A 24932-nucleotide genomic window follows, 5' to 3' on the forward strand; every position below is an offset into this window, starting at 1 on the left:
CAGGCGTTGTGCGGGTTAAATCTATTTGTTCTTGAGAGTATGACATGACGGAAGAGCGGCGCTCGCGTGCAACGGAAGCGTTTTTTGGCAGACGCAAAGGCAAGCCATTGCGGAACCAGCAGGTCGACACGATCGAAAACCTGCTGCCATTGCTGAAGATCGATCTGGGAAGCCAGCCGCCGCAAAATCTGGCCGCCCTTTTCCCTGCAGACGTGAAGTCGATCCGCCTCGAGATCGGTTTCGGTGGCGGTGAACATCTGGTTCACCGGGCTGTCGAAAACCCGGAAACCGGTTTTATTGGCGTCGAACCCTTCGTCAACTCCATGGCCAAGCTGTTGGGCAGTGTTCGCGAACGCGAACTGATGAATATCCGTTTGTACGATGATGACGCGACACAATTGCTCGACTGGTTGCCGGAGGCCTCCATCGATCACATCGATCTGCTCTATCCCGATCCCTGGCCGAAGAAAAAGCACTGGAAACGCCGCTTTGTGTCCGACGTCAATCTGGCCCGCTTCCACCGTGTCTTGAAGCCGGGCGGCAAATTCTGCTTCGCGTCGGATATCGACACCTACATAAACTGGACGCTTCAGCATTGCGCCCGGCACGGCGGTTTTGAGTGGACTGCGAAAAGTGCCGATGACTGGCGCACGCCTTACACCAACTGGCCGGGCACGCGTTACGAGAACAAGGCGAAAAGAGAAGGCCGAAGCTCGGCCTATCTCACATTCATCCGGACCTGATTGCCAATCATCAGACTTGGGCGTCTACGTCCCGAGCATTGGGGATGGACGGCTGCGCACCTGCACGCGTGCAAGCGAGTGAGCCTGCCACGGCGGCACGCTTGAGAGCTTTCTCGAAGTCGAGCCCCTGATCGAGGCTGGCGGCAAGATATCCGCAGAACGTGTCGCCTGCACCGACCGTGTCGACCGGCTCGATCTTCAGGCCGGCGGCCCTGAAAACCTTACCGTTACGCATGGCGATCACGCCGTCCGCACCGAGAGTAACGATCAACGTCTGGCCGGTCTCGGCATGCAAGGCCTTTAACTCGTCTTCGCGTTCGCTGGTGGAAAGACCATTTTTCCCGATCAACAACTCGAACTCCGTTTCATTGGCAATCAGGATATCGGCCAAACGCGCGATCCGCGGCGCATCCTGTGTCAAAGGAGCGGTGTTGATAACGGTGGTGATGCGTTTTGCCTTGGCGGCCTTAAGTGCAGCCTCGATCGCGGGGGCGGGGATTTCAAACTGCAACATCAGAATATCGCCTGCGGACATCTCGGAAACAGCTCTGGCAGCATCGGCTTCCGAAACTTCGCCATTGGCGGCGGGAATGACCGAAATCATGTTCTCTCCGCCTTCGCCGATCAGGATCACGGCTGTGCCGGTGGGGGTCGCAACTGTCTTGACCAGCGACAGGTCGGTACCGGCATCATGTAGCAAGGCCAATGCAGGTGCCGAGAAGGTATCGTCGCCGGTCGCGCCCGCCATCTTCACGCTGGCACCCGCCCTTCGCGCTGCCAGTGCCTGATTGGCACCCTTGCCGCCTGCGGCTGTCGAGAAGCTCTCGCCGGTTACGGTTTCGCCCGGTTTTGGCAGGCGTTTTGCAGTGGCGACGAGGTCCATGTTGATGGAGCCGAAAACAGTAATCATCGGGGCATGTCCGTGTGAAAATCAAGCAAGGCGGCGACTTTGCCCGAGACGGTCACTCGTCGTCAACTACCCTGAGCTTGGTCATCCCCGCTCTGTTTTCAACGAAGCGACGCGGCTCGGTTTCCGGCCGCGATATTTCCTTCTCCTTCGGGGAAAAATCCAACCCTTCAATTTTCTGGCCGCGCGCCAGAACCTTGTCCGAGGATATCAGCATCATGTCGATGTCTTTTTGGGCCAGCCCGAAATGCGCCTGCAGCTTGCGCGTACGGTCATCCAGACGCCGCACGTCATCCATCAAAAGTGCGACTTCACCCTGAATGAGATGTGCTTGCTCGCGCATGCGCTGATCCTTCAGCACGGACTGAATGACCTGAACCGACAACATCAGCAGGGACGGCGACACGATCACGACGCGTGAGCGATGGGCACGCTGCACCAGATATTCGAAATGCTGGTGGATATCCGCAAAGATCGATTCCGAGGGCACGAAAATGAACGCCGTATCCTGAGTTTCTCCCCGAATGAGATATTTCTCGGCCACATCGCGGATATGCACTTCCATATCGCGGCGAAACTGCTGGGTGGCCAGACGCTTGGCATCGGGAGATTCATCGGCCTTGATGGCGTTCCATGCTTCAAGTGGAAACTTCGCGTCGATTACAAGAGGTGGCGCGTTATTCGGCATCTTGATGGTGCAGTCCGGCCGGTAACCGTTCGATAGCGTCGGTTGTAACTGGTAGGACCCATCCGGAAGCGCGTCGGCAATCAAGGCTTCCATGCGTGCCTGTCCGAAAGCGCCGCGAGTCTGTTTGTTGGAAAGGATCGCCTGAAGTCCGATCACGTCCTTCGCGAGGTCCTGGATATTGCCCTGCGCGGCATCGATTACGGCCAGTCGTTCCTGCAGGCGGCTCAGATTTTCATGGGTGGACTTGGTTTGCTCGGTCAGAGTGTCACCAAGCCGTTGCGACATGCCGTCCAGCCGCTGGTTTAGCGTCTGGCTCATTTCGTTCTGTCGCGCACCCAGTGTTTCGCCCATGGCTGCGATGCGGCCGTGCAGTTCCGCCTGCGTTTTCAGGAGGTGAGAAATCTCGTCATTCTGCGACGTTCCTTTTCTACGGCCGGAAGACAGCAGCCAGAACATTGCCAGCCCCAGCACCAGCACGACAAGCAGGGCGCCGAAGCTGATGTCGACGGAACCGGCACGCAACGCTGGGGCGAGTAGAACGGAAAGATCGAGGTTCATAACCAAATCTAGCAGGTTTCTTGTGATTCGTAAGATCAAAACAAGAACATTCCTGCGGCGAAAATGAGTCTTCCGGTCCTCGCGGATGGTAATGAAATGGCGTGTTTTTTATTTCCTCTGCGCACGAGATACGTTATGGGAAGCCATGAGCATCAAACCACTTATCATTTTGCCAGATCCCGTGTTGCGCCAGCAGTCGAAGCCCATCGAACAGGTGGACAGCGACGTGTTGCGCCTTGCCGACGACATGCTGGAAACCATGTATGATGCGCCGGGCATTGGCCTCGCTGCCATTCAGGTCGGCGTGGCGCGGCGCATGCTGGTAATCGACGTTTCGCGTGAAGACGAAGAAAAAAAGCCGATCGTTTTCATCAACCCTGAGATCCTCAAGGTTTCCGACGACATCTCGACCTACGAAGAGGGTTGCCTCTCTATCCCGGATTACTACGCCGAGGTTGAGCGCCCCGCTGCCTTGACGGTTCAATATGTCGATCGCGATGGCAAGCAGCAGACGGTCGAGGCCGATGGCCTTCTGGCGACTTGCCTGCAGCACGAGATCGATCACCTGAACGGCGTCCTCTTCATCGATCATATTTCGCGCCTGAAACGCGACATGGTTATCAAGAAATTCACGAAACTGGCTCGCGCCAAGGTGTGATTCCGGCTTTTCGCCGGACATCGCAGCAACGATTGCGGGCAGGGGGCGATCATGGCTCTACGCATCATCTTCATGGGAACACCGGAATTTTCCGTGCCGACTTTGCGGTCGCTGGTGGATGCCGGTCATGAGGTCGTTGCCGTCTACACGCAACCGCCGCGCCCCGGCGGTCGCCGTGGCCTTGATCTTCAGAAATCGCCGGTGCATCAGGCCGCTGAACTGCTTGGATTGCCCGTCCTGACGCCCTTGAACTTCAAGGCAGAAGAAGACCGTCAGCAGTTCCGCGATTTTCAGGCTGATGTCGCGGTGGTGGTTGCCTATGGGCTGCTGCTGCCAGAGGCGATCCTGAGCGGTACCCGGTTGGGCTGTTACAATGGTCACGCCTCGCTCCTGCCGCGTTGGCGCGGTGCTGCCCCCATCCAGCGCGCAATCATGGCGGGTGATGCCGAAACCGGCATGATGGTCATGCAGATGGAAAAGGGGCTCGATACTGGCCCGGTTGCCCTGACGGCAAAAGTAGCCATCGGTGAAAACACGACCGCAGGTGAATTGCACGACAGTTTGATGCTGGCGGGTGCGCGTCTTATGGCGCAGGCTATGGAAAAGCTGGAAGCCAACGAACTGCCGCTGACGCCGCAGGCGGAAGACGGTGTTCTCTACGCATCGAAGATCGACAAGGGGGAAACCCGCATCGACTTCTCGCGGCCATCGGAAGATGTTCATAACCATATACGCGGCCTCTCACCGTTTCCTGGCGCGTGGTTTGAAATGCAGATTGGCGGCAAGGCGGAGCGCGTCAAGGTTCTCGCCAGCGAACAGGCATCAGGCATGGGAGAAGCCGGCTCGGCATTGGATGACGCCCTGACCGTCGCCTGTGGCAGTGGCGCGGTCCGGTTGGTGCGCCTGCAGAAGGCTGGCGGAAAGCCGATGTCGGCGTCTGACTTCCTGCGTGGAACCCCGGTTTCTGCCGGGACGAGGCTTAACTGATGCCACGTTTCCGGATGACCGTCGAATATGACGGCACGCCCTATGTCGGCTGGCAGCGGCAGGATAATGGCCAATCGGCGCAAGGAGCCCTGGAAGGGGCAATCCTGTCGTTGACCGGCGAAAAAGTGTCTGTGCGTGGTGCAGGTCGTACGGATTCTGGCGTCCACGCCATGGGGCAGGTCATCCATGCTGATCTGTCGCGTGAATGGCAGCCCTACAAGCTTCGCAATGCCCTGAACGCGCATCTTTCCATGGCAAACGAGGCGGTGTCGGTTCTCGATGTGATGGAAGTGACCGAGGATTTCGACGCCCGTTTTTCCGCCCTTCGTCGGCACTATCTCTATCGGATCATCTCGCGGAAAGCCCGGCTTGCGCTGGAACACAAGCGCGCTTGGTGGGTACCGAAAGACCTCGATCACGAACGTATGCATTCGGCGGCGCAGATGCTCGTCGGCAGGCACGATTTTACCACTTTCCGCTCAGCACATTGTCAGGCGAACAGTCCGGTCAGAACGCTTGATCGTCTGGATGTCACGCGCAATGGCGATCTCATCGAAATACGCGCGACGGCGCAGAGTTTCCTGCACAATCAGATCAGGTCGTTTGCAGGCACGCTGAAACTGGCCGGCGAGGGGACGATGACGCCGGAAGACGTCCGTTCAGCCCTTGAGGCGCGTGACCGCAAGGCTTGCGGCCCCGTGGCTCCTCCTGACGGACTTTACTTCATGCAGGTGGACTATCCCGATGTGATTCCGCCGCGCCGCCGATCTGAAGCTGAAGCTGAAGCAATCGACGACGGCGAGTGATCTCAGCTCGGATAAACGCCGAGAAAGCGTTGCAATGCTTCAGACAACAGCATTCCTGGCACAAGCAACGTCATGACGATGGCTGAGACCAGCAGGGGTTGGTCGCGGATAAAGAACTTCACGATCCGCGAAAATGCAAAAACCAGCGACAAGAGAAGCGCCAGCCAAAGAACCGCAATCACGCCCTGTAGCGCTGGGATGAAGAACGCAATCAAGATCAACGCCGCATAGGCGTAGGAAAACGGAACAGACAGCCAGTTGACTGTCACCACCAGCGGCGGAAACTTCTCCCGGGCTCCGAAGATCAACAGCAACGCTCCGATCAGAAGCAGTGGCACGATCCAGCAGATCGCCTCCACCAGAGCCAGTCGAACGAAGAACAGCGCGCCTGTTCCCGTGCCGGGCGGGTACCCGGCGAGAAAAGCTGCCCGCAGCCATAGCCAGGAAATCAGCATGGCCGGCAGGCACCAGAGAGCGGAATAGAAAGAACGGGCCATGCCGCGATCCGTCAGGTCTAGATAGCGCGCACCTTCGTGGTTGCCTAGCAGCAGCAGCCACAATCCTCGAATATAAAGGCTTATCTCACTTGCCGTCGGCATGGGCGAACCAGCGTTCGATGAAGGTTTCGTAGATCCGCGTCAGCGTTTCCAGATCGGCAACGGCAACACGTTCGTCGACCATATGCATGGTCTGCCCAACCAGGCCAAACTCGACCACTGGGCAATAATCCTTGATGAAACGCGCGTCAGAGGTGCCACCTGTCGTCGACAGCTTCGGTTCGTTGCCGGTGACCTCCGCCACGGCGCCAGAGAGTGACGAAATCAGCGCGTTGTTGCGGGTCAGGAACACATGGCTGGGACGATCCGCCCAGACGATGTCGTATTTCACCGGCGAACGGTCGGGCCGTAACTGCCCCTCGGCTGCTGCAGCATCAAGGCGACGGAGGATGTCCGCCCGCAGGGTTTCAGCAGTCCAGGTATCGTTGAAACGGATGTTGAATGCTGTCGTCGCCTTTGCTGGAATGACATTCGTGGCGGCATTCCCGGTGTCGACGGTAGTTACCTCCAGATTGGAGGGCTGGAAGTTGTCCGTTCCGTGATCGAAGGGCGGATACATCAGGGCCTGCGTCAGTTGCAGCAGCCCGCGAATGGGGTTGTCGGCCAGATGCGGGTAAGCGGCATGGCCCTGCACACCATGAACGGTGATACGGCCCGAAAGCGAACCACGCCGGCCGATCTTGATCATGTCGCCAAGCTGGTCGGGATTGGTTGGTTCGCCAACCACGCAGGCATCCCAGCTTTCGCCATTGGCTGCGGCCCATTCGAGAAGTTTCGACGTGCCATTGATCGAAGGGCCTTCTTCGTCTCCGGTAATCAGGAAAGACACGGAGCCTTTTGGAGCCCCGTGTTTTTCGATATGGCGTGCAATCGCCGCCACAAAGCAAGCTATGCCACCTTTCATGTCCACCGCACCGCGCCCGAACATTTCACCGTCGGCAATCTCGGCGGCAAAGGGAGGGTGGCTCCATGCCGCTTCGTCGCCAACGGGGACAACGTCCGTGTGGCCTGCAAACATCAGATGCGGACCGTCGGTACCGAGCCGGGCATAGAGGTTTTCAACGTCCGGCGTCCCGGCTTCCGTCGCCATGACACGATCCACCTTGAAGCCGAGTGGCGAAAGCAGCGTGTCGAGCAGTGAGAGCGCACCGCCCTCTGCGGGCGTTACCGAAGGGCAACGGATGAGGGCGGCGAGATTGGCAACGGGATCGGTGGCGTTCATGTCGGTTCTACTTCGTATCAGTCGCGCAGCAGTTCGTTGATGCCGGTCTTGGAGCGGGTCTTTTCATCGACGCGCTTGACGATGACAGCGCAATAGAGGCTCGGGCCCGGCTCGCCGTTCGGGAAAGGCTTGCCCGGCATGGTGCCAGCGACGACGACGGAGTAGGGCGGTACTTCGCCATAGGTGATTTCACCGGTCGCACGGTCGACGATCTTCGTCGACTTGCCGATGAACACGCCCATGCCGAGCACAGCGCCTTCACGGACGATGCAGCCCTCGACGACTTCCGAACGGGCGCCGATGAAGCAATTGTCTTCGATGATGGTCGGCCCGGCCTGAAGCGGCTCCAGAACGCCGCCGATGCCGACGCCGCCCGAGAGGTGAACGTTCTTGCCGATCTGTGCACAGGAGCCAACCGTCGCCCATGTGTCGACCATCGTGCCTTCATCGACATAGGCGCCGAGATTGACGAAGGATGGCATCAGAACAACGTTCTTGGCAACATAGGCGGAACGGCGCACAACGGCGTTTGGTACGGCGCGGAAACCTGCGGCGCGAAACTGGTTTTCGCCCCAGTTCTCGAACTTCGACGGTACCTTGTCCCACCAGCTCGATTCGCCCGGGCCACCGGTAACGATTTCCATGTCGTTCAGACGGAAGGAAAGCAGAACGGCCTTCTTCAGCCACTGGTTGACCTTCCAGTTTCCATCAGCCTGCTTTTCGGCAACGCGTGCCTTGCCGCCGTCGAGAAGCAGGAGTGACGTCTCAACTGCGTCGCGGATTTCGCCTTTGGTCGATACGTTCACACTGTCGCGGTTGTCGAATGCGCTTTCGATGATGGTTTCGAGTGAGGTGAGATCGGCAAGGCTCATAGGAATTCCTTAAGGTCGCTTGTGGTCGTTGGTCGCGGATAAGGCCCGCGCCGCTGGAAGGCTATGGTCATTTGCTCTAAGGGAGTGTTTTAAGGGCGTCAACGTGATTTGGCGCGTGAGACGAAAGGCACGGAAATGGCAAGACTGAAAAACGGCAAGTTGCGGCGTAAAGATGGGGCATGGGACCCCCTGAAGCGCAGTGACGCGGACAAGCAGCAGGCCGAGGTGACGCCCAAGACACCACAGTCGGATTCGCCGTCCTATCGTCTGGCCTACGCGGACATGGATTTTCTCTGCCGCGAAGAATTACGCCCGGTAAGGCTTCAGCTTGAACTTCTGAAAACAGAGATGGCCCTGACTGAACGCGGCATCACCTCCACGGTGGTCATGTTCGGCGGCGCACGCATTCCAGCACCGGGAAACGATGCCTGGGCGGCACGCAACGAGACTCAGAAGCGCAACCTGGAAGAGGCGTCCGTCTATTATGACGAGGCACGAAAGTTCGCCCAGATCTGCACCAGTTACGGCGAAAAGTCCGGCCACCGCGAATATGTCGTCGTGACGGGTGGTGGGCCCGGCGTGATGGAAGCCGGCAATCGTGGCGCTGCGGATGTCGGTGGCCCCTCCATCGGCCTGAACATCGTTCTTCCACATGAGCAGGCGCCAAACGCCTATGTGTCGCCGGACCTCAGCTTCAACTTCCACTATTTCGCCATCCGCAAGATGCACTTCCTCATGCGGGCAAAGGCTGTGGTCATCTTCCCAGGCGGCTTTGGTACGCTCGACGAACTCTTCGAGACGATCACTCTCATCCAGACCAAGCGCATGGCGCCGATCCCGCTGATCCTGTTCGGTGAGAAGTTCTGGCGTACGCTCATCAACTTCGAGTTCCTTGCTGATTTCGGCACCATTTCCCCTGAGGACATGGAGCTTCTGCACTTCGCAGAGACGGCGGATGACGCTTGGAAGATCGTTGCGGAGCACTACGAGCATTGACAGCGTGTTAACGCGGCATGGCAATTTTTAGCGGTTCATTAGCAAACACCGACTAGAGTTGCCCCGTCGCGTTGCAGCGCACTGTCCGTTTGGGCAGGCCTCCATGACGGAGAGAAGCAATCCGTTGACGCCGGCGTCTCAGGGCTGGCGATTTGATCGAGGCCAAAATGCTCAATTTCAAAGTGAGGTCGCTTGCGACCAAGCTGATCCTTGTGACTGGCTGTGCAATAACCGCTGTTCTGGTCGCATCCAATTCCTTCCTCATTTCCCAGACCAGTGATCGCGTCCACTCCCTGACGATGGATCAGGCCAATACCGAGGCGCGGGCGATTGCAAGCGTCATCGCGGCCGACGTCGGCGAATTGGGAAGTGCTGCCCGCTCCATGGCGGGCGTAATCGGGAGAGCTCACGAAGCCAAGTCGATGGATCGTCCGGGCATCGTCAATGTGCTCAAGGCGAATGTCGAGCAGAACGCTTTCGCATTCGGAAGCTGGTTCTGCGAGCAGATTGGCCTGTTTGACGGCCAGACGACCGAGATTGCCAACAGACCTGAACTCGGCACCAACGAAAATGGCGCCTTTGCTCCCTACTGGTCGAAGACACAGAAGGGGGAAATCCAGTTCTCTACATTCAAGAACGACTATACGGCGGAGTGGTATTCGCTCGTCGCCAAGACTGGGAAAGGCGCGATTACGCAGCCTTATCTGGCCGAAGGTACGGATGTCCCCACAACCATGACCTCGCTTGCCTATCCGGTCATGTCCGGTGGCAAGATGATCGGCGTTGCGGGTGTCGATATTTCGCTCTCGTCCCTCTCACAGAAGCTTGGCGCATTGCGCCCGTTTGAAACCGGTCGTGTGACCCTCGTTTCTCAAGGTGGACAGTGGCTCGTGCCACCGACGCCGGAGCTGAACATGAAGGCCTATGACGGCGAAGGGGCAGGCACCGTTCAGGCCGCCATCACTTCCGGCAAGCAGGGGTTGATTGAAAATCTGGGCCTCGATACCGATACACCCTACAACCGTCTCGTCTATCCGTTTGCGGTGCCGGGGCTCAATGCCACCTGGGTCGTTCTGGTGGATGTTCCTCATCAGGCTCTCAACGCCCCGGTGCATGAGCAGACTTACATGATGATTGTCGGCGCGCTCGTTATCCTCGCTGCCGTCATCATGGCGCTCTACTTTGCTGTCCGCCACTTCGTCCGCAATCCACTTGCCGCTCTGGTCTCCGATGTCAAAACGCTGAGCGAGGGTCGTTATGACGTTCCCGTGTCAGGTCAGGAACGTACCGACGAGACGGGCGCTGTCGCATCTGCGCTGGAAGGGTTCCGGGCCAAACTTGCCGGAATCCGCGAAGTCGAGGCAGAGGCGGCGACACAGCGTGGGAATGCGGAATCCGAGCGCCAGCGGTCCGAGATGGAGCGCAATGAGAACAATCGGATGCAGCAGCACATCGTTGCGGTACTCGGTTCCGGCCTTAATGCGCTTTCCAACGGCAATCTTACCTATCGCATCAAGGAAGAGTTTCCCGGCGAATACGAGAAGCTGCGCAGTGACTTCAATTCCGCGCTCGCGAGCCTCGAGGAAACGGTTGCGACGGTCAACGCAACGGTCGTCAGTATCGGAAATGGCACAGGCGAAATCACCCGCGCCGCAAGCGATCTGTCGCACCGCACAGAACAGCAGGCTGCAAGCCTTGAAGAGACCGCTGCTGCCCTCAACGAGTTGACGGCTCAAGTCAATTCCAGTGCCGAAAACGCCGCACAGGCGGCAGGTGCGGTCAGCCATGCCTGTGACGATGCCGGCAAATCCGGTGCCGTCGTACAACAGGCTGTCAATTCCATGGAAGGCATCGCCCAGTCTTCGCAGGAAATTTCCCGTATCATCGGTGTCATCGATGAGATTGCATTCCAGACCAACCTTCTGGCTCTGAATGCGGGCGTGGAAGCAGCGCGTGCCGGGGAAGCAGGCAAGGGCTTCGCCGTTGTTGCGCAGGAAGTGCGTGAACTGGCACAACGTTCCGCGACGGCCGCCAAGGAAATCAAGGCGCTCATCAATACCTCTTCGACGCAGGTCGGTGAAGGCGTGGAACTCGTTGGCCGCGCTGGCGAAACGATGAAGAAGATTGCCGATCAGGTCATGCAGATCAATCATCTGATCCGGCAGATTTCCGCCTCTGCGAGCGAACAGGCCGTTGGTCTCAAGGAGATCAACGCAGCCGTCAACCAGATGGATCAGGTCACTCAGCAGAACGCGGCCATGGTAGAAGAGACCACGGCAGCGAGCGTCACGCTGAATGGCGAGGCGGAGAGCCTGAAAACCCTGGTTGCAGGTTTTGAAGTCTCCGGCAGCCGATCCGGCCAGCAGCTGCGAAATGTTGCGGCCGTCATGCGGACGCCTGCGGCGCCTGTCGCGGCGCAAACCCGCACTACGCCTCGTGCCCGTCCACAGACACATGGTGCAAATGCGCTTGCTCAGGACGACTGGACGGAATTCTGAACCGTCTTTTCATTTAGAAAAGGCCGCCGAGATTCTCGGCGGCCTTTTTTGTTTTTTACCAGAGCTGGTTAGAGGCGCGCGAAACGCTCGGTCAACAACTCGAAGAATCCATCGGAATCGACGTTGCGGATCACCAGGGCATTGGGCTCACGTTCGGTCACCCGCCACCAGTCAACAACCGTCATGCCCATGGTGAGCTCGGAGTTGACCTCGATCTCCACATTGCAGTCACGCCCCTGGAACAATTCAGGTTTCAGAAGGTAGGCAATGACGCTTGGGTCGTGCAACGGGCCGCCGTCAGAACCATATTTTTCGACGTCGAAACGCTCGAAGAATTCCAGCATCTCCGCCATGGCAATTGCCGGCTTGGTGCCGATATCGTGAATGCGGGCAACACGGTCTTTCGTCGTTAGAAGCTTGTGTGTCACGTCGAGCGGCATCATGACGATCGGAATGCCTGAGCGGAAGACGATGTCAGCGGCCTGCGGGTCGACGTAGATGTTGAATTCAGCGGCCGGAGTGATGTTGCCACCTTCAAAGAAGCCGCCTCCCATCATCACCAGTTCCTTGACGCGCCCGGCAATTTCCGGTGCCTTCTGTAGCGCCAGCGCGACGTTGGTCAAAGCGCCCAGTGTGCAAAGCGTCACGGTTCCGGCCGGTTCGCGCAGCAGCGTCTCGATCATGAAGTCGACGGCGTGCTGCGTTTGTGCAGCCATCGTCGGCTCATCGAGAACCGGACCATCAAGTCCCGTATTGCCGTGAACGTGTTCGGCAGTGATCGGCTTGCGCACCAGCGGCTTTTCCGCGCCCTCGTAGACGGGGATGTCGGTTCGGTTGCACAACTCGCAGATGATGCGAATATTGCGACTGGTCAACTTCAGCGGAACATTGCCCGCAACCGCACAGAGCCCGAGAATTTCCATTTCGTCCGGACTGGCGAAGGCAAGCATGATTGCTGCGGCATCGTCCTGACCAGGGTCTGTGTCTATGATGATTTTTCTGCGTTCTGCCATTTTTTCCGCCTTTGGAGGTAAGGCGCTTTTGTCGAGCGGCAGACGCGCACTTGTCAAGTCTCAATGCTTGGGGTGCGCACGCTGTCTTGCGTTTTGCTGTTCGCATTCCCATATTGCTTTAGCCGATCAATTCAATCGGCAAGGTTGCCGGTTTCGGGGCCGAAAACGTCGCTTGGTTGCAAGGACAGATCGAAATGAGCCGCATGACGCCATTCACTCACCCGCTTCTGCTGGGTTTCGATGCCATGGAGAAAACGCTTGAGCGCATGGCAAAAGCCAACGACGGCTATCCCCCCTATAATGTCGAACGCCTGCAGGGCAATGAGGTGACACCGGAACGCCTGCGCATCACCATAGCGGTTGCTGGTTTTTCGGAAGATGATCTCGATGTGAGCACGGCGGACAACCAGCTTATCATTCGTGGTCGACAACAGGATCAGGAAAAGGACAAGCGCGATTTTCTCTATCGCGGTATCGCTGCACGGCAGTTCCAGCGCGTTTTCGTACTGGCTGACGGTATGCAGGTGAAAGACGCGAGCTTGCGCAACGGCCTTCTCTTCATCGATCTCGTTCGCCCGGAAATCTCCAACGTAGTGAAGAAAATTAATATTTCCGTCTCAAAGTAGAACGTGAACGCCGGATTCGGACTTTCGTACGGTGTGAAGAAGGAGGCTGAAATATGCTTTTGAAAGAAGCGCATGCGCGCCTTACCCAGTCTCAGCTCGCCCATATTGGCGAAGGAGAAGTGGGATATATCCGCAAAATTCGGGCTGAAGACGTCAGCCGCTGTTTCCCGGAGGCGCCGGATCTTGATCCGCAGCTCGATCTCTGGGCGCTGTTTGGCGCGGATGGTACGCCGATCCTTTTGACTGACAATCGTTCCAGCACCTTCTTCAAGGCGGCTGAAGACGAGCTGACCACCGTCAGCCTGCATTAAAGCGCCAGACGCTTTACCACCGATTACGTTCAGATTTCTGGCGGTACGTTGGAAATTGAAAAGCCCGCCTTGTGAGCGGGCTTTGTCGTCTGTGGCTTAGAGGAACGGGCGGTCCGGCATGTCGTCGATCGAGATGACGCCGTCCTTGTTTCGGTCGAGACGTTCAAACATTTTCTGGCCAGCGCCGGTGAATTCGGTTTTGCTGAGCTGACCGTTTTCGTCGGTGTCGGCCATGCGGATCAGCGCAAAGCCTGCACCCTTGCCGCCGTGTTTGCCCCAACCGTGATGGCCGAAACGACCACCCTGTTCGCGTTCCGCATGGTGTTCAGGACGCTTGTCGTCCGCCTTGGCGTTTTCGCGCTCAGGGCGCGGGTGCGCGGCGCGGAATGCTTCCATTTTCGCCTGACGGTATTCGCGCATTTCCTTGGGCGTGACGGTGCCGTCCTTGTCCTTGTCAAGTTCGGCGAACAGACCATCCTGGCGGGCGGCGAACTCTTCCTTGGAGATCTTTCCGTCCTTGTTGGTATCGGCAACCTTCAGCAGATGAACGAAGGCCGCTTCCTGGCGGATCGGCATGCGGTCACCGGGGCCTTTGCCCGGAGCGGGTGGAGCGGCAAAACTCGTCGTGACGGCGGTACCGAGAATGAGGGCTGCGCCGAGAGCAGAGAGGGTGATGTTGCGTTTTGATGTCGTCATAACCTTGTCTTCCTTTGGTGTGTCCCTGAAGAGAAGGTAGTGGCGGGCTGGCCCGCCTGCCACTTAAACATCCGTAAGGTGGATGAAGAAGTCGTAATGTTTTACTGCAGCACTATTTTGCTGGCGCCCGTTTGTCCGTCGTCAGGCCGGTCAGAAATCCGGTCAGATCGTCGGTAATGTAGTCGATGTGTTCATCAGTCTCCGCCGGAATTTCCCAACGCTCCATGATGACGCCTTCAAGGTTCGACGGGACAAGCAGAACCGTTTTCATACCAAGCGTTTTCGGGGCGACGAGATTGCGAGGCAGGTCCTCGAACATGGCCGCGCGTTTCGTGTCGAGCTTTGCGAGTGCTGCGAACTTTTCATAGGTAGCGCTCGCGGGTTTCGGCAGATATCCCGCCGCGACGATATCGAAAATATCCTCGAAATTATCGAGGATTCCGAGTGCTCCTGCTGCAGCCTGGGCATGCTTGACGCTGCCATTTGTCAGGATGAACTTGCGACCGGGCAATGCCTTGATGGCATCGCCGAGTTCCGGATGAGGCTGTAGTGCCGAATAGTCGATGGCATGCGCACGCTCCAGAAACTCATCCGGGCTGATGCCGTAGTGGATCATCAGGCCCTGCAGTGTCGTTCCGTGCTCGTGGTAATAACGCTTCTGCAAGGCACGTGCTTCGTCAGTGTCGAGTTGCAGCAACTCGGCGACATAAGCGGTCATGTTGCGATCAATCTGTGAAAACAGATTGATGTGATGCGGGTAGAGCGTGTTGTCGAGATCGAAGACCCATTCTGTGACATGGGAGAAATCGGGCAGGTTTTTCGGCTTCTTGTCCATCGTTGTTTTATGCAACGGCTTGGGCCGAAAGAAAATCAAAAAAGCAGGCCAGATTTCCGCTTTCCCGACCTTGGGTGCCCTTGCCTCGCATGCTAGCGCATTGTCCATGGAACTCTGGATACCCATCACCATCGCTGCAGCTTTCATGCAGAACCTGCGCTCTGCCCTGCAGAAGCACTTGCAATCGTCGCTCGGAACGCGCGGCGCCAGTTTCGTCCGCTTTGGTTACGGCTTTCCGCTGGCAATTCTCTATGTGGTCTTTTTGCGCTTCGGCTTGGGAGAGATGTTCCCAACCTTCAGCACCGGTTTTTTCGTATGGGCTGTGATCGGCGGATTGGCGCAGATCTTTGCGACCATGATGCTTGTGCATCTTTTTTCGCTGCGCAATTTTGCTGTCGGCACGGCCTACTCCAAAACGGAGCCGGTGCAGGCGGCGCTTTTCGGATTCATACTGTTGGGTGAGAAGCTGACGACGGGATCTGTTATCGCTATCGTGGTTGGCGTCATCGGGGTGATGATTATTTCCATGGCGCGCATGCCTCTGTCCTGGCGCAACATCGCCGTCGCGATGACCAGTCGTACGGCTCTTCTCGGCATCGCCTCCGGCGGCGTTTTTGGCATTTCAGCCGTAGCCTATCGAAGTGCGTCGCTGTCTCTGGAAGGAGCCGGTCCCATCATGTCCGCGGCGGTTACGCTTGCCTGCGTGACCACGTTCCAGACAGCATTCATGCTGGTCTGGATGCTTTGGAAAGACAAAGGCGAAATAGTGCAGGTCCTTGTCACATGGCGCTCATCGGCGCTTGTCGGGATGGCAGGCGTTCTGGGATCGGCCTGCTGGTTCACGGCCATGACATTGCAACAGGTGGCCTACGTTCGTGCGCTGGGCCAGATTGAACTGGTCTTCACCTTCATGGCGTCATGGTTCCTGTTTCGCGAACGCATCAATGTCATGGAGGCCGGAGGATGCCTGTTGATCGTCACAGGCATCCTCGGTTTGCTGTTCTGGTAGAAGCGCGCGCTGATCTCGTCACGCTCAACAATAAACGAACGTTCCCTATCAGGGAACGATGAGCGTGCCTGCGCCGCCTTCGGTGAAGATTTCCAGCAGAACGGAGTGCGAGGCCTTGCCGTTCAGAATGACTACACCCTGGACGCCCGCCTTGATGGCGTCGATGCAGGTTTCGACCTTGGGGATCATGCCACCGGAAATCGTGCCATCCTTGATGAGCGCACGGGCCTGCGACACCGTCAGTTCCTTGATGAGTTCCTTGTTCTTGTCGAGAACGCCGGGCACGTCGGTGAGGAACAGCAGACGCGTTGCATTCAATGCTCCGGCAATGGCGCCCGCAAAGGTGTCGGCGTTGATGTTGTAGGTCGCGCCGTCACGGCCCGGAGCAACCGGTGCGATGACAGGGATCATTTCTGATTTTGCCAGAAGGTCGAGCAGGGTGCGGTCGACCTCGACGACTTCACCAACGAAACCGAGATCGAGAACGCGCTCGATGTTGGAATCTGGATCGATCACCGTCTTTTTTGCCTTTTCGGCGAACACCATGTTGCCGTCCTTGCCGCAGAGGCCTATTGCCCACTCACCGGTCTGGTTGATGAGGGCAACGATCTCCTTGTTGATGGAACCGGCAAGAACCATCTCGACGATCTCGACGGTCTTGGCGTCGGTAACGCGCAAGCCACCTTCAAATTTCGATTCGATACCCATCTTGTTCAGCATGGCGCCGATCTGCGGGCCGCCGCCGTGAACGACGATCGGGTTCACGCCAGACTGCTTCAGCAAGGCAATATCTTCCGCAAAAGCTTTTCCGAGCGTGGCGTCGCCCATGGCGTGGCCGCCATATTTTACGACGATGGTCTTGTTCTCGTATCGCTGCATGAAGGGCAAAGCCTGTGCAAGCAGCCGCGCCTGTGTTTCGCTTTCGGAAGCAGTCATGAAAAAACCCCGGTCTGTAATTGCGGCCTTCAGATCGTCACCACGACCTGGAACCTCTCAACGCTCTAAAGCAAGTTTTTGACGGATGAAATAACGGCCGGGCGTTATTGTGGCGATGGAGCGTAAAATTCTGACCGAGCCTGCGGTTCGACGCGTAATATGATTGACATATAACGCCAATCGGACCAGCCTTGTCCGTGGAAGGGGAGGGGTTATTCAGCGGGGCGACAGATAACGCTGCCCGTCGCGACGCTGCGGCGGCCTGAACGACCGAGGAGTTCGAAAACATATGACGGTCCCGGATCGAGACAAGCGGAGTGGCCTGCGAGACGAAGTTCTCGCTGGCGAATACGTGTTGGGCGTCTTGCCTCCGGACGATATGGCGGAACTTGAAAGACGTGTCGGAAGCGACCGTCAATTTGCGGCGATGGTCAAACGCTGGCAGGAAAATCTGGCAGAAACCGCATATCGGGAAAAAGCCGCGATCGCCGTTCTGTTGAAGGATGATCCGGTTCGGCAAAAGCTTGTGTCCAGAGGGATGCCAAGCGGCAAGCGTGCGATGCTCGCTGCCATTTTGACCGAGGTCTGGAACTCGGTCCGGTTCTGGCGCCTGTTGGCGCTGACGGCGATGCTGTGGACCGCCGTCCTGCTTTTCTCAATCGCCTGATGCGTGGCGTTTCTTAGAGAGTGACCGTTCTCACGATCTCGGCGCGCAACGCATCGAGACCAGAGGATTTTTCCGATGAGGTCGCCAGCACTTCCGGGTAGGCGGCAGGGCGCTTGCGAATTTTTTCCAGCGTTTCGTTGATGAGACGCGGGATACCGGCTTCCTTGATCTTGTCGGTCTTGGTCAGCACGATCTGGTAGGATACCGCTGCCTTGTCGAGAAGGCTCAGGACCTCTTCGTCGTTCTTTTTGACGCCATGACGGGAATCGATCAGCACATAGACGCGCTTCAGGGTCGCGCGGCCGCGCAGATAGTCGAAGACCAGCTTCGTCCAGGCGTCGACTTGATCCTTCGGCGCCTGTGCGTAACCATAGCCTGGCATGTCGACCAGCGCCATGGGCGGCAGGTCGCCAGCTTCGCCGGAATAGCCTTCAGGGACGAAGTAGTTCAGTTCCTGTGTACGGCCCGGTGTATTCGACGTCCGGGCAAGACCCTTGTGGCCAACCAACGCATTGATGAGCGAGGATTTGCCGACATTGGAGCGGCCTGCAAAGGCGATCTCCGGCGGTCCCTCGGGCGGCAGGAATTTCATCGCGGGCACGCCGCGAATGAAAATCCAGGGACGCCCGAACAGGGGCTTTTCGTTGGCCACGCCGGTCTGCGTCATTTCGATTGCACCGGCTTTCGTTTGAACAACCCCTTGAGATTGTCAAACAGTTCTATCTTGGCACCGTGGCGCTTCATGATGACAGCCTGCTGCGTAACCGACAGCGTGTTGTTCCATGCCCAGTAGATGACGAGACCTGCAGGGAAGGAAGCCAGCATGAAGGTAAACACCAGCGGCATCCAGGTGAAGATCATGGCCTGGGTCGGATCTGGCGGCGTCGGGTTCATGCGCATCTGAACGAACATGGTGATGCCCATGATAAGCGGCCATACACCGATCATCAGGAAGTGCGGAACGTCGTAAGGCAGCAATCCGAAGAGGTTGAAGAGCGATGTCGGATCGGGCGCGGAGAGGTCGTGAATCCAGCCAAAGAACGGCGCATGGCGCATTTCGATGGTGACGTAGATGACCTTGTAGAGCGCAAAGAAGACCGGGATCTGCAGAAGCATCGGCCAGCAGCCGGCAACCGGGTTGATCTTCTCTTCCTTGTACAGCTGCATCATCGCCTGCTGCATGGCCATGCGGTCATCGCCATGCTTGGCTTTCAACTCTTCCATCTTCGGCTGAACGCGCTTCATGTTGGCCATGGAAGCGTACTGCTTGCTTGCCAGCGGGAAGAACAGAAGCTTCACGACAATGGTGGTGAGCAGGATGGCGACGCCGAAGTTGCCAAAATAACGGAAGAAGAAGTCCATCATTTTGAACATTGGCTTGGTGATGAAGTAGAACCAGCCCCAGTCGATCAGGAGGTCGAACTTCGGAATGGCATACTGCGACTCGTAACGGTCAACCAGCGGCACTTCCTTGGCGCCGGCGAAAACGAGGCTCTTCATTTCGATCGACTGGCCGGGCTCGACCGTCAGAGTGTCGGCCTTGAAGTCGGCCTGGTAACGCGGCTGGCCGTCGGTGAAATGCGAATAACGCGCTTCGAACGGCGTCGTCTGCGGCGGAACGATCGCTGCCGCCCAGTACTTGTCGGTGATGCCGAGCCAGCCGCCAGTTGCCTTGGCAACCGTAACAGGTGCTTCTTCGACATCCTTGTATTTTTCTTCCGTCAGGCTGCCGTCGGCGCCGGAGACGCCGAGAAAGCCTTCGTGAATAACGAACACCGACGGCGTCGCAGGCTTGTTGTTGCGTGTAACGCGGCCGTAGGTGGCAAAGGAAACAGCTTCCTGGCCCGGGTTCTCGACCTTGTCGGCGACCGTGATCATATAATGCTCATCGATCGAGATGGTGCGCGAGAACAAAACGCCCTTGTCGTTTGTGTAGGTCAGGGTAACAGGCGTGGTTTCGGTCAGCTTGTCGCCGCTGGAAAGCGTCCAGACCGTCGCCGGTCCAGGCACAGAGCCAATCGCCGTACCGGCGATATAGCCGAGCTCGGCGAAGTAACCGTCCTTGGAGTCGGATGGGGAGAAGAGCGTGATGATCGGGCTCGAGTCATCTACGGTCTCATGGTATTCCTTGAGCCGGATGTCGTCGAAGCGTGCGCCCGTCAGGTTGATCGAGCCGGAAACAGCATTGGTGTCGATCGTGACGCGCTGGTTCTTGGCAAGAGATTCTTCGCGGGTCGCGGTTGCAGCCGGCTGAGCGGCGGAACCAGGCAGAGTCCCCTGGGCAGGCGCGGTCTGCGTACCGGTCTGCTGTGCACTTTGCTGCGTTGTCTGCTGCTGCGCCTGGCGAGCCTCTTCGGCGCGGCGCTGCTGCTCAATGCGTGGGTTCATGTAAAGGAATTGCCAGGCAAGGACGATGACAACCGAAAGGGCTATCGCGATGAAGTAATTGCGGTTCTTTTCCATCATTCTTTCCTGGAGCGGGTCTCCTGGGACCGTTTCGGTTTCGCCGTTCCTTCAATCCGCTCGATCAGGAGCGACTGGAGTTTCGGGAAGGTTACATCAAGAACATCCCGGCGGGCGACAATCACATAATCATGGCCGGGCTTCATTGCGAATCCGGCAGAAAGCCTCACGGCCTCTTTCAGGCGGCGGCGCATGCGATTTCGCTCGACCGCGTTTCCCTGCCTTTTCGTCACGGTAAAGCCGACGCGTGGGTCGGTCTCCGGGGATTGGCGATTGAGCACTTCCATGAGGAAGATACCGCCGCGCCTTTTTTCTCCCGCCTGAACGGCAAGGAAATCCGACCGGTTTTTCAACCGGTCGGGTCTCTTTTTACATTGCGTCATGTGCCCGCGACTTTCATCGGGCCACAGGGCGGCAATTAAGCCGACAGACGCGCGCGGCCACGCGCACGGCGGGCTGCGAGAACTTTACGGCCGCCAGCAGTTGCCATGCGGGCGCGGAAGCCGTGACGGCGCTTGCGAACAAGCTTGGACGGTTGGTAGGTACGCTTCGACATTTATTTAATACCGCGGTGTGCGGCCCTTCTTGAATTTGCACTATTTGCAAGAGCGTTTCGTTTTTTGCACGGCTGATCCCGCCTGGGCGAGCTTTCAAAGGCCGAGCGTGCGCGGCTTATAAGGGCATAGGGCAAGCAAAGTCAATCGCTGAAGGGGTTTTGGCGGATCACCTCTTCGGGAAAATGCGATTCCTGTCGTTCATCTATGAACCGTCCCCGGCAAGAGATTCGGGCACTGGAGGAAAGATAAAATTCGAAATTCTTTCTTAACGCTGCATTGATAGATCTTGTAGCGAGAAAGGTTATGCCAGCTTCCTATTTTCTGAGCGGCTGGCATTTTCGCTGAGGGGGAATGATTTTGAGAATTCGTGGTCGTATCAATCTTCTTGTCGGGCTCATGAGCCTGGTCGCCTGCACGATTGGCGGGCTTTCCATCTATGCGGTCAGTGAATTCCGGGTCAGGACGGCAGAATTCGAAAGTGCTGCGGAACGCGCCTACAAGGGTGAATCCCTCAATCGTCTGGTGACCGCCGTCGTCATGGAAGCGCGTGGTATCTATGCGGCGCCCGATGCTGCAACCGCGGCACCTTTCGCGGAAGGCATCGTCAAGAACCTCGATGCCATGGAAAATCTTATCGCAGCCTGGACCCCGCTCGTTCCGGCGCAGCAAAAAGCGGCATTTGACAATCTTGTCAGCCGTTTCAAGGAATTTAAGGCGTTCCGTCTGGAGACTGCGCGTCTTAGCAAGGAGGTCGGTCCTCAGGCGGCGAACCAGCAGGGCAACAACGACGCGAACCGCGCTAACCGCAAGGCCTATCAGGCGGAAATCGATGCCGTCGTGAAAAGCGACATCGCCGAACTCGGCGTCATTGAAAAGGGAATGGTGAGCTTCGGAACCATGATGTTCTGGGCCGTCGCCATCGTAACGTTCATCGGTATTCTGATCGGTGCGGCTTTTGGTCTGTACATTGGCACGCGGCAGCTCAGCCAGCCCATCCGCAAGGTCTCGGACGTCATGAGTGCGGTAGCGGATGGCGACCTGGACGCTGACGTGCCTTACCTTGGTCGCAAGGACGAAATCGGCGAGATGGCCGCTGCCGTTGAAGTTTTCAAGCAGAACGGTCGCGCAATGCGTGACATGAATGCCCAGGAAGCGGCCATGCGGGCGAAAAGCGATGATCTGCAGGCCGGGATGGCGGTGGTCGTTGATGCCGCTGCTCAGGGTGATTTCCGCCGTCGGATCGAAAAGGATTACGGTGACGAAAACCTCAACCGTTTTGCACAGAACATCAATGCTCTACTCGTCGGTGTCGATAACGGCGTGTCCGAAGTCAGCCGCGTTATCGAAAGCCTTGCCCAGGGCGATCTGACGCGCTCGATGGAAGGCGATTTCCGCGGCGTTTTCGCCGGGCTGCAGTCAAACGTCAATCAGACGCTTCTGAAGCTGCGCGAAACCATGGGTGAGGTGCGCAGCAGCACCGAGGGTATCAGCGGCAACGCCAACGAACTTCGCTCCGCCGCAGACGATCTGTCGAAAAGAACCGAGCAGCAGGCCGCAGCCCTTGAGGAAACGTCTGCCGCGCTCGACGAGATCACCGCTGTGGTTCGCAATTCCACCGACCGTGCGCAGGAAGCCAGCCAGATGGTTTCCGAGGCAAAGGAAAAGACCGAGGAATCCTCCAAGGTCGTCGGCGATGCGGTTTCAGCGATGGATCGTATCGAGCAGGCTTCACGGGAAATCAGCCAGATCATCAATGTTATCGACGAGATCGCTTTTCAGACGAACCTTCTGGCGTTGAACGCCGGTGTGGAAGCCGCGCGTGCCGGTGAAGCCGGCAAGGGCTTTGCCGTCGTCGCTCAGGAGGTCCGTGAGCTTGCCCAGCGTTCTGCAACCGCTGCGAAGGATATCAAGGCGCTGATCACCAAATCCGGTGAGGAGGTTGGCCGTGGTGTCTCGCTGGTTCAAAAGACCGGCAATGCGCTGAGCGAAATCGAAACCCGTGTTCTTGCGATCAACGAGCACATCCATTCCATTGCGACAGCGGCCAGAGAGCAGTCCACGGGCTTGCAGGAAGTCAGTACCGCCATCAACCAGATGGATCAGGTCACACAGCGCAATGCCGCCATGGTCGAAGAGACGTCTGCAGCAACGCACAAGCTGAGCAGTGAGGCGGGCCATCTGGTAAGCCTCGTGGCACGCTTCAAGCTGGGTAGCGAAGACGGTCAGGCTCATCTCCGCTTCAAACCTCAGTCGCGCCCGGTTGCCGTATCGGAGCGCTCAGCACCAGTGCCTTCGCCGGCACGCAGACTGGTCAGCAGTGTCGGTCGCGCAATGAATGGTCAGGCGGTTGCACAGGTGGATGGCGACTGGCAGGAATTCTGAGCAGGGCATAACCAATGCATCTCGTTGGAGCGCCGCCTTTTCGGGCGGCGCTTTTTTGCTGGCCGACGGCTTTGCCGACGCATTGGAAAAATGTTCGTTTGCTCCTATGATTGTATCCGCATTTGAATGAGCCGTTCCAAGAAACCGACGGCGGATACAGGACTGGCCCGGTTGTTTTCAAAAGGCGTAGACAGTTTGAAAGGTGAGGAGAGCGAGCCCGGCCCGGGTATAACGGGACTGACGGCAGGTCTTTCCGGTCGCCTGCTCTTGTTGACCGTGATCTTTGTCATGATTGCCGAAGTGCTGATCTTCGTGCCATCTGTCGCCAACATGCGCCTGTCCTGGCTGCGTGACCGGCTGAACACGGCGGCCGCCGCCGGCGCCGTGATTGATGGCTTGCAGGCGGAGCTGCCGCAAAGCGTTCAGAACGACACCTTAATGGCGACAGGTGCCAAGCTCATCGCTCTGCGCAAGGATGGCACGTCGAGGCTCTTGGCTGCGGCTGAAACGCCCCCTGGTGTGGATGAGCAGTACGATCTTTCCGATGTCTCGCAGTTGACGGCCGTGCGGGACGCTTTCTCCACGCTGCTCTTCGGCGGCAACAGGGTAATCCGGGTTTTTGATGTCGTCGGAGACAGTGACACCATTATCGAACTGGTGATTGGTGAGTACAAGCTGCGGGCGGCGATGCTCGCTTATGCGCGCAACGTTTTCCTGATCTCGATCGTGCTGTCGTTGATAACGGCGGTGCTGATCTTCGTCTCCATAAACCGGATCATGATACGCCCCATCCGCCGCCTCACGCTCGGTATGCAGCGCTTCTCGGAAGACCCGGAAAATCCGGCCGGAATATTCGTGCCCGAGGACGGAAACGACGAATTGTCGGTTGCGGGTCGCCATCTCGCAGACATGCAGACACAGTTGCACAAGACCCTGCGGCAGCAGAAGAACCTTGCCGATCTGGGGCTCGCCGTCTCGAAGATCAATCACGACATGCGCAATATCCTGTCCTCTGCCCAGTTGATGTCCGACCGGCTTGTGGACGCGAAAGACCCGATTGTCCGAAGCTTCGCGCCGAAGCTGTTGCGGACTATCGACCGTGCCGTGGCCTATACGGGGGAGGTCCTTGCCTATGGTCAGGCGACCGAGGCCGCACCACGGCGCAGAATGAACAATCTCAGCGTGCTGGTGCAGGATGTTCGAGACATCCTGGCGATTGACCCTGAAAGCGGAATTGAGTTCGAGGATGATGTTCCCACGGATCTGATGGTGGATGCGGATGCGGAGCAGCTTTTCCGCGTCGTGCACAATCTCTGTCGAAATGCCGTTCAGGCCCTGCAGTCGGAGCCGTCGCTTGCGGCCTCGGCGCGGCTCTCCATCTCTGCACGCAAGACCGGGGGTGTCGTCAGTATCGTGATCGATGACAACGGCCCAGGGATGCCGCAGAAGGCGAGAGAGAATCTCTTTTCGGCGTTCCGGGGGTCGGCGCGTTCCGGTGGTACGGGACTTGGCCTGGTCATTGCCCGTGAGTTGGTCCTTGCCCACGGCGGCACGATTGCGCTTGTCGAAAAACCTGGCTCTGGAACCCAGTTCCGTATCGAAATTGCGGATCGCCCTGCTTCGGTTCAGACCGCTAAAAGCGCCTGAGAAAGCGGGGTTTTGCCCACTTCAAATGGGGCTTTTGGCCGTGCCAAAAATAACGTCGTGAACCCCTCAAAAATTCTCGGAAAAGAAAAACCATTTAAAATCAAATAGATAGAATTATTGATACAGGAAAATGACAATTTCTCAGCAAAATCGCTTGCATTCGGAATGAGGACGTTTTAGAGGATCGCCACGCCACCGGAAACGACCGGAACGGCACGCACCCGTAGCTCAGCTGGATAGAGCACCAGACTACGAATCTGGGGGTCAGGAGTTCGAATCTCTTCGGGTGCGCCATTTC

The 24932-nt window shown here is 57.7% G+C and carries 25 protein-coding genes and 1 tRNA gene; 13 read left to right on the plus strand and 13 right to left on the minus strand.

Translation table 11 applies throughout. The features are described from left to right. The first annotated feature begins 44 nt into the window (after window positions 1–44). A complete protein-coding gene (trmB, locus tag FY156_00195; GenBank protein ID UXS00019.1) occupies window positions 45–743 on the plus strand; it encodes a tRNA (guanosine(46)-N7)-methyltransferase TrmB in 699 nt (232 codons plus the stop codon). A 10-nt stretch (window positions 744–753) separates the two neighbouring features. On the opposite strand, the gene FY156_00200 is transcribed toward trmB, so the two are convergent. Together FY156_00200 and FY156_00205 are read right to left on the minus strand one after the other, a co-directional pair. Continuing rightward, window positions 754–1653, minus strand: coding sequence for a ribokinase (locus FY156_00200; protein ID UXS00020.1), 900 nt, complete (start codon window positions 1651–1653; stop codon window positions 754–756). Between the two features lie 52 nt (window positions 1654–1705). Further along, window positions 1706–2896 carry a DNA recombination protein RmuC gene (locus FY156_00205; protein ID UXS00021.1) on the minus strand — a complete coding sequence of 397 codons (1191 nt, stop codon included), beginning with the start codon at window positions 2894–2896 and terminating at the stop codon, window positions 1706–1708. Window positions 2897–3041: 145 nt separating this feature from the next. Here FY156_00205 and FY156_00210 point away from each other — a divergent pair, with 145 nt between their 5' ends. From FY156_00210 to truA, 3 genes are read left to right on the plus strand one after another with little or no spacing between them, the layout of a single operon-like run. Continuing rightward, complete coding sequence (locus FY156_00210) at window positions 3042–3554, plus strand: peptide deformylase (protein ID UXS00022.1); 513 nt, start codon at window positions 3042–3044, stop codon at window positions 3552–3554. A 51-nt stretch (window positions 3555–3605) separates the two neighbouring features. Beyond that, window positions 3606–4541, plus strand: coding sequence for a methionyl-tRNA formyltransferase (locus FY156_00215; protein ID UXS00023.1), 936 nt, complete (start codon window positions 3606–3608; stop codon window positions 4539–4541). Then, a complete protein-coding gene (gene truA, locus FY156_00220; protein UXS00024.1) occupies window positions 4541–5347 on the plus strand; it encodes a tRNA pseudouridine(38-40) synthase TruA in 807 nt (268 codons plus the stop codon). Before FY156_00215 ends, truA begins: the two co-directional genes overlap by 1 nt. A 2-nt stretch (window positions 5348–5349) precedes the next feature. Here the strand turns inward: truA and FY156_00225 are convergent, their stop codons facing one another. The 3 genes from FY156_00225 to dapD are packed head-to-tail and all read right to left on the minus strand — an operon-like array spanning window position 5350 to window position 7998. Beyond that, window positions 5350–5946 (minus strand): hypothetical protein, encoded by a 597-nt coding sequence (locus FY156_00225; protein ID UXS00025.1) that lies wholly within the window; start codon window positions 5944–5946, stop codon window positions 5350–5352. Then, a complete protein-coding gene (gene dapE, locus FY156_00230; protein ID UXS00026.1) occupies window positions 5930–7126 on the minus strand; it encodes a succinyl-diaminopimelate desuccinylase in 1197 nt (398 codons plus the stop codon). Before dapE ends, FY156_00225 begins: the two co-directional genes overlap by 17 nt. 17 nt (window positions 7127–7143) lie before the next feature. Continuing rightward, window positions 7144–7998 (minus strand): 2,3,4,5-tetrahydropyridine-2,6-dicarboxylate N-succinyltransferase, encoded by an 855-nt coding sequence (gene dapD / locus FY156_00235; GenBank protein UXS00027.1) that lies wholly within the window; start codon window positions 7996–7998, stop codon window positions 7144–7146. Window positions 7999–8133: 135 nt separating this feature from the next. Here dapD and FY156_00240 point away from each other — a divergent pair, with 135 nt between their 5' ends. Both FY156_00240 and FY156_00245 read left to right on the plus strand, forming a co-directional pair. Next, window positions 8134–8994: an LOG family protein gene (locus FY156_00240; protein UXS00028.1), complete on the plus strand. Its 861-nt coding sequence runs from the start codon at window positions 8134–8136 to the stop codon at window positions 8992–8994. A 167-nt stretch (window positions 8995–9161) separates the two neighbouring features. Beyond that, the gene (locus FY156_00245; GenBank protein UXS00029.1) at window positions 9162–11492 is read left to right on the plus strand and encodes a methyl-accepting chemotaxis protein; all 2331 of its coding nucleotides are present in this window, start codon (window positions 9162–9164) and stop codon (window positions 11490–11492) included. A gap of 68 nt (window positions 11493–11560) precedes the next feature. Here FY156_00245 and FY156_00250 read toward each other — a convergent pair whose 3' ends face one another. Next, entirely contained in the window at window positions 11561–12505 is a 945-nt protein-coding gene (locus tag FY156_00250) for a nucleoside hydrolase (GenBank protein UXS00030.1), read from the minus strand. Window positions 12506–12699: 194 nt separating this feature from the next. On the opposite strand from FY156_00250, the gene FY156_00255 reads away from it, so the two are divergent. Together FY156_00255 and FY156_00260 are read left to right on the plus strand one after the other, a co-directional pair. Further along, window positions 12700–13131, plus strand: a complete 432-nt coding sequence (locus FY156_00255) for an Hsp20 family protein (GenBank protein ID UXS00031.1) — start codon at window positions 12700–12702, stop codon at window positions 13129–13131. Between the two features lie 53 nt (window positions 13132–13184). Next, the gene (locus tag FY156_00260) at window positions 13185–13442 is read left to right on the plus strand and encodes a DUF1150 family protein (GenBank protein ID UXS00032.1); all 258 of its coding nucleotides are present in this window, start codon (window positions 13185–13187) and stop codon (window positions 13440–13442) included. Between the two features lie 96 nt (window positions 13443–13538). Here the strand turns inward: FY156_00260 and FY156_00265 are convergent, their stop codons facing one another. Beyond that, window positions 13539–14138 carry a hypothetical protein gene (locus FY156_00265; protein ID UXS00033.1) on the minus strand — a complete coding sequence of 200 codons (600 nt, stop codon included), beginning with the start codon at window positions 14136–14138 and terminating at the stop codon, window positions 13539–13541. A 112-nt stretch (window positions 14139–14250) separates the two neighbouring features. Beyond that, window positions 14251–14973 carry a pyrimidine 5'-nucleotidase gene (locus FY156_00270; GenBank protein ID UXS00034.1) on the minus strand — a complete coding sequence of 241 codons (723 nt, stop codon included), beginning with the start codon at window positions 14971–14973 and terminating at the stop codon, window positions 14251–14253. Between the two features lie 106 nt (window positions 14974–15079). Here FY156_00270 and FY156_00275 point away from each other — a divergent pair, with 106 nt between their 5' ends. Next, window positions 15080–15982, plus strand: a complete 903-nt coding sequence (locus FY156_00275; GenBank protein ID UXS00035.1) for a DMT family transporter — start codon at window positions 15080–15082, stop codon at window positions 15980–15982. 48 nt (window positions 15983–16030) lie between these two features. Here FY156_00275 and argB read toward each other — a convergent pair whose 3' ends face one another. Further along, a complete protein-coding gene (argB, locus tag FY156_00280) occupies window positions 16031–16918 on the minus strand; it encodes an acetylglutamate kinase (protein ID UXS00036.1) in 888 nt (295 codons plus the stop codon). A 289-nt stretch (window positions 16919–17207) separates the two neighbouring features. Between argB and FY156_00285 the strand changes: the two genes are divergently transcribed. Further along, a complete protein-coding gene (locus FY156_00285; protein UXS00037.1) occupies window positions 17208–17585 on the plus strand; it encodes a hypothetical protein in 378 nt (125 codons plus the stop codon). Window positions 17586–17598: 13 nt separating this feature from the next. On the opposite strand, the gene FY156_00290 is transcribed toward FY156_00285, so the two are convergent. Genes FY156_00290 through rpmH form a run of 4 tightly spaced genes read right to left on the minus strand, consistent with a single transcriptional unit; the run spans window position 17599 to window position 20604 of the window. Beyond that, complete coding sequence (locus tag FY156_00290; protein UXS00038.1) at window positions 17599–18252, minus strand: YihA family ribosome biogenesis GTP-binding protein; 654 nt, start codon at window positions 18250–18252, stop codon at window positions 17599–17601. Continuing rightward, window positions 18249–20048 carry a membrane protein insertase YidC gene (gene yidC / locus FY156_00295; protein UXS00039.1) on the minus strand — a complete coding sequence of 600 codons (1800 nt, stop codon included), beginning with the start codon at window positions 20046–20048 and terminating at the stop codon, window positions 18249–18251. Before yidC ends, FY156_00290 begins: the two co-directional genes overlap by 4 nt. Beyond that, on the minus strand, window positions 20048–20431 hold the full coding sequence (locus tag FY156_00300; GenBank protein ID UXS00040.1) for a ribonuclease P protein component: 384 nt from the start codon (window positions 20429–20431) through the stop codon (window positions 20048–20050). The genes yidC and FY156_00300 overlap by 1 nt, the downstream gene beginning before the upstream one ends. A 35-nt stretch (window positions 20432–20466) precedes the next feature. After that, complete coding sequence (rpmH, locus tag FY156_00305; GenBank protein ID UXS00041.1) at window positions 20467–20604, minus strand: 50S ribosomal protein L34; 138 nt, start codon at window positions 20602–20604, stop codon at window positions 20467–20469. Between the two features lie 358 nt (window positions 20605–20962). Between rpmH and FY156_00310 the strand changes: the two genes are divergently transcribed. From FY156_00310 to FY156_00320, 3 genes are all read left to right on the plus strand, one after another. Next, entirely contained in the window at window positions 20963–22987 is a 2025-nt protein-coding gene (locus tag FY156_00310; protein UXS02964.1) for a methyl-accepting chemotaxis protein, read from the plus strand. Window positions 22988–23113: 126 nt separating this feature from the next. Beyond that, the gene (locus tag FY156_00315; GenBank protein ID UXS00042.1) at window positions 23114–24634 is read left to right on the plus strand and encodes a HAMP domain-containing histidine kinase; all 1521 of its coding nucleotides are present in this window, start codon (window positions 23114–23116) and stop codon (window positions 24632–24634) included. A gap of 217 nt (window positions 24635–24851) precedes the next feature. Beyond that, a tRNA-Arg gene (locus FY156_00320) sits at window positions 24852–24928 on the plus strand. Window positions 24929–24932: the final 4 nt, after the last annotated feature.

It is taken from the genome of Agrobacterium tumefaciens (genome assembly GCA_025559845.1).
Classification (GTDB): Bacteria; Pseudomonadota; Alphaproteobacteria; order Rhizobiales; family Rhizobiaceae; genus Agrobacterium.

Bases quoted from the DNA above. Each gene is read 5' to 3' on its own strand.
- FY156_00300 (UXS00040.1), bottom strand. From the start codon at position 20,431: ATGACGCAATGTAAAAAGAGACCCGACCGGTTGAAAAACCGGTCGGAT.
- truA (UXS00024.1), top strand. From the start codon at position 4,541: ATGCCACGTTTCCGGATGACCGTCGAATATGACGGCACGCCCTATGTC.
- FY156_00240 (UXS00028.1), top strand. From the start codon at position 8,134: ATGGCAAGACTGAAAAACGGCAAGTTGCGGCGTAAAGATGGGGCATGG.
- FY156_00275 (UXS00035.1), top strand. From the start codon at position 15,080: ATGGAACTCTGGATACCCATCACCATCGCTGCAGCTTTCATGCAGAAC.
- FY156_00250 (UXS00030.1), bottom strand. From the start codon at position 12,505: ATGGCAGAACGCAGAAAAATCATCATAGACACAGACCCTGGTCAGGAC.
- FY156_00245 (UXS00029.1), top strand. From the start codon at position 9,162: ATGCTCAATTTCAAAGTGAGGTCGCTTGCGACCAAGCTGATCCTTGTG.
- FY156_00225 (UXS00025.1), bottom strand. From the start codon at position 5,946: ATGCCGACGGCAAGTGAGATAAGCCTTTATATTCGAGGATTGTGGCTG.
- yidC (UXS00039.1), bottom strand. From the start codon at position 20,048: ATGGAAAAGAACCGCAATTACTTCATCGCGATAGCCCTTTCGGTTGTC.
- trmB (UXS00019.1), top strand. From the start codon at position 45: ATGACGGAAGAGCGGCGCTCGCGTGCAACGGAAGCGTTTTTTGGCAGA.
- FY156_00315 (UXS00042.1), top strand. From the start codon at position 23,114: ATGAGCCGTTCCAAGAAACCGACGGCGGATACAGGACTGGCCCGGTTG.
- FY156_00260 (UXS00032.1), top strand. From the start codon at position 13,185: ATGCTTTTGAAAGAAGCGCATGCGCGCCTTACCCAGTCTCAGCTCGCC.
- FY156_00200 (UXS00020.1), bottom strand. From the start codon at position 1,653: ATGATTACTGTTTTCGGCTCCATCAACATGGACCTCGTCGCCACTGCA.
- FY156_00265 (UXS00033.1), bottom strand. From the start codon at position 14,138: ATGACGACATCAAAACGCAACATCACCCTCTCTGCTCTCGGCGCAGCC.
- FY156_00285 (UXS00037.1), top strand. From the start codon at position 17,208: ATGACGGTCCCGGATCGAGACAAGCGGAGTGGCCTGCGAGACGAAGTT.
- FY156_00205 (UXS00021.1), bottom strand. From the start codon at position 2,896: ATGAACCTCGATCTTTCCGTTCTACTCGCCCCAGCGTTGCGTGCCGGT.
- dapD (UXS00027.1), bottom strand. From the start codon at position 7,998: ATGAGCCTTGCCGATCTCACCTCACTCGAAACCATCATCGAAAGCGCA.
- argB (UXS00036.1), bottom strand. From the start codon at position 16,918: ATGACTGCTTCCGAAAGCGAAACACAGGCGCGGCTGCTTGCACAGGCT.
- rpmH (UXS00041.1), bottom strand. From the start codon at position 20,604: ATGTCGAAGCGTACCTACCAACCGTCCAAGCTTGTTCGCAAGCGCCGT.
- dapE (UXS00026.1), bottom strand. From the start codon at position 7,126: ATGAACGCCACCGATCCCGTTGCCAATCTCGCCGCCCTCATCCGTTGC.
- FY156_00270 (UXS00034.1), bottom strand. From the start codon at position 14,973: ATGGACAAGAAGCCGAAAAACCTGCCCGATTTCTCCCATGTCACAGAA.
- FY156_00255 (UXS00031.1), top strand. From the start codon at position 12,700: ATGAGCCGCATGACGCCATTCACTCACCCGCTTCTGCTGGGTTTCGAT.
- FY156_00210 (UXS00022.1), top strand. From the start codon at position 3,042: ATGAGCATCAAACCACTTATCATTTTGCCAGATCCCGTGTTGCGCCAG.
- FY156_00215 (UXS00023.1), top strand. From the start codon at position 3,606: ATGGCTCTACGCATCATCTTCATGGGAACACCGGAATTTTCCGTGCCG.
- FY156_00290 (UXS00038.1), bottom strand. From the start codon at position 18,252: ATGACGCAGACCGGCGTGGCCAACGAAAAGCCCCTGTTCGGGCGTCCC.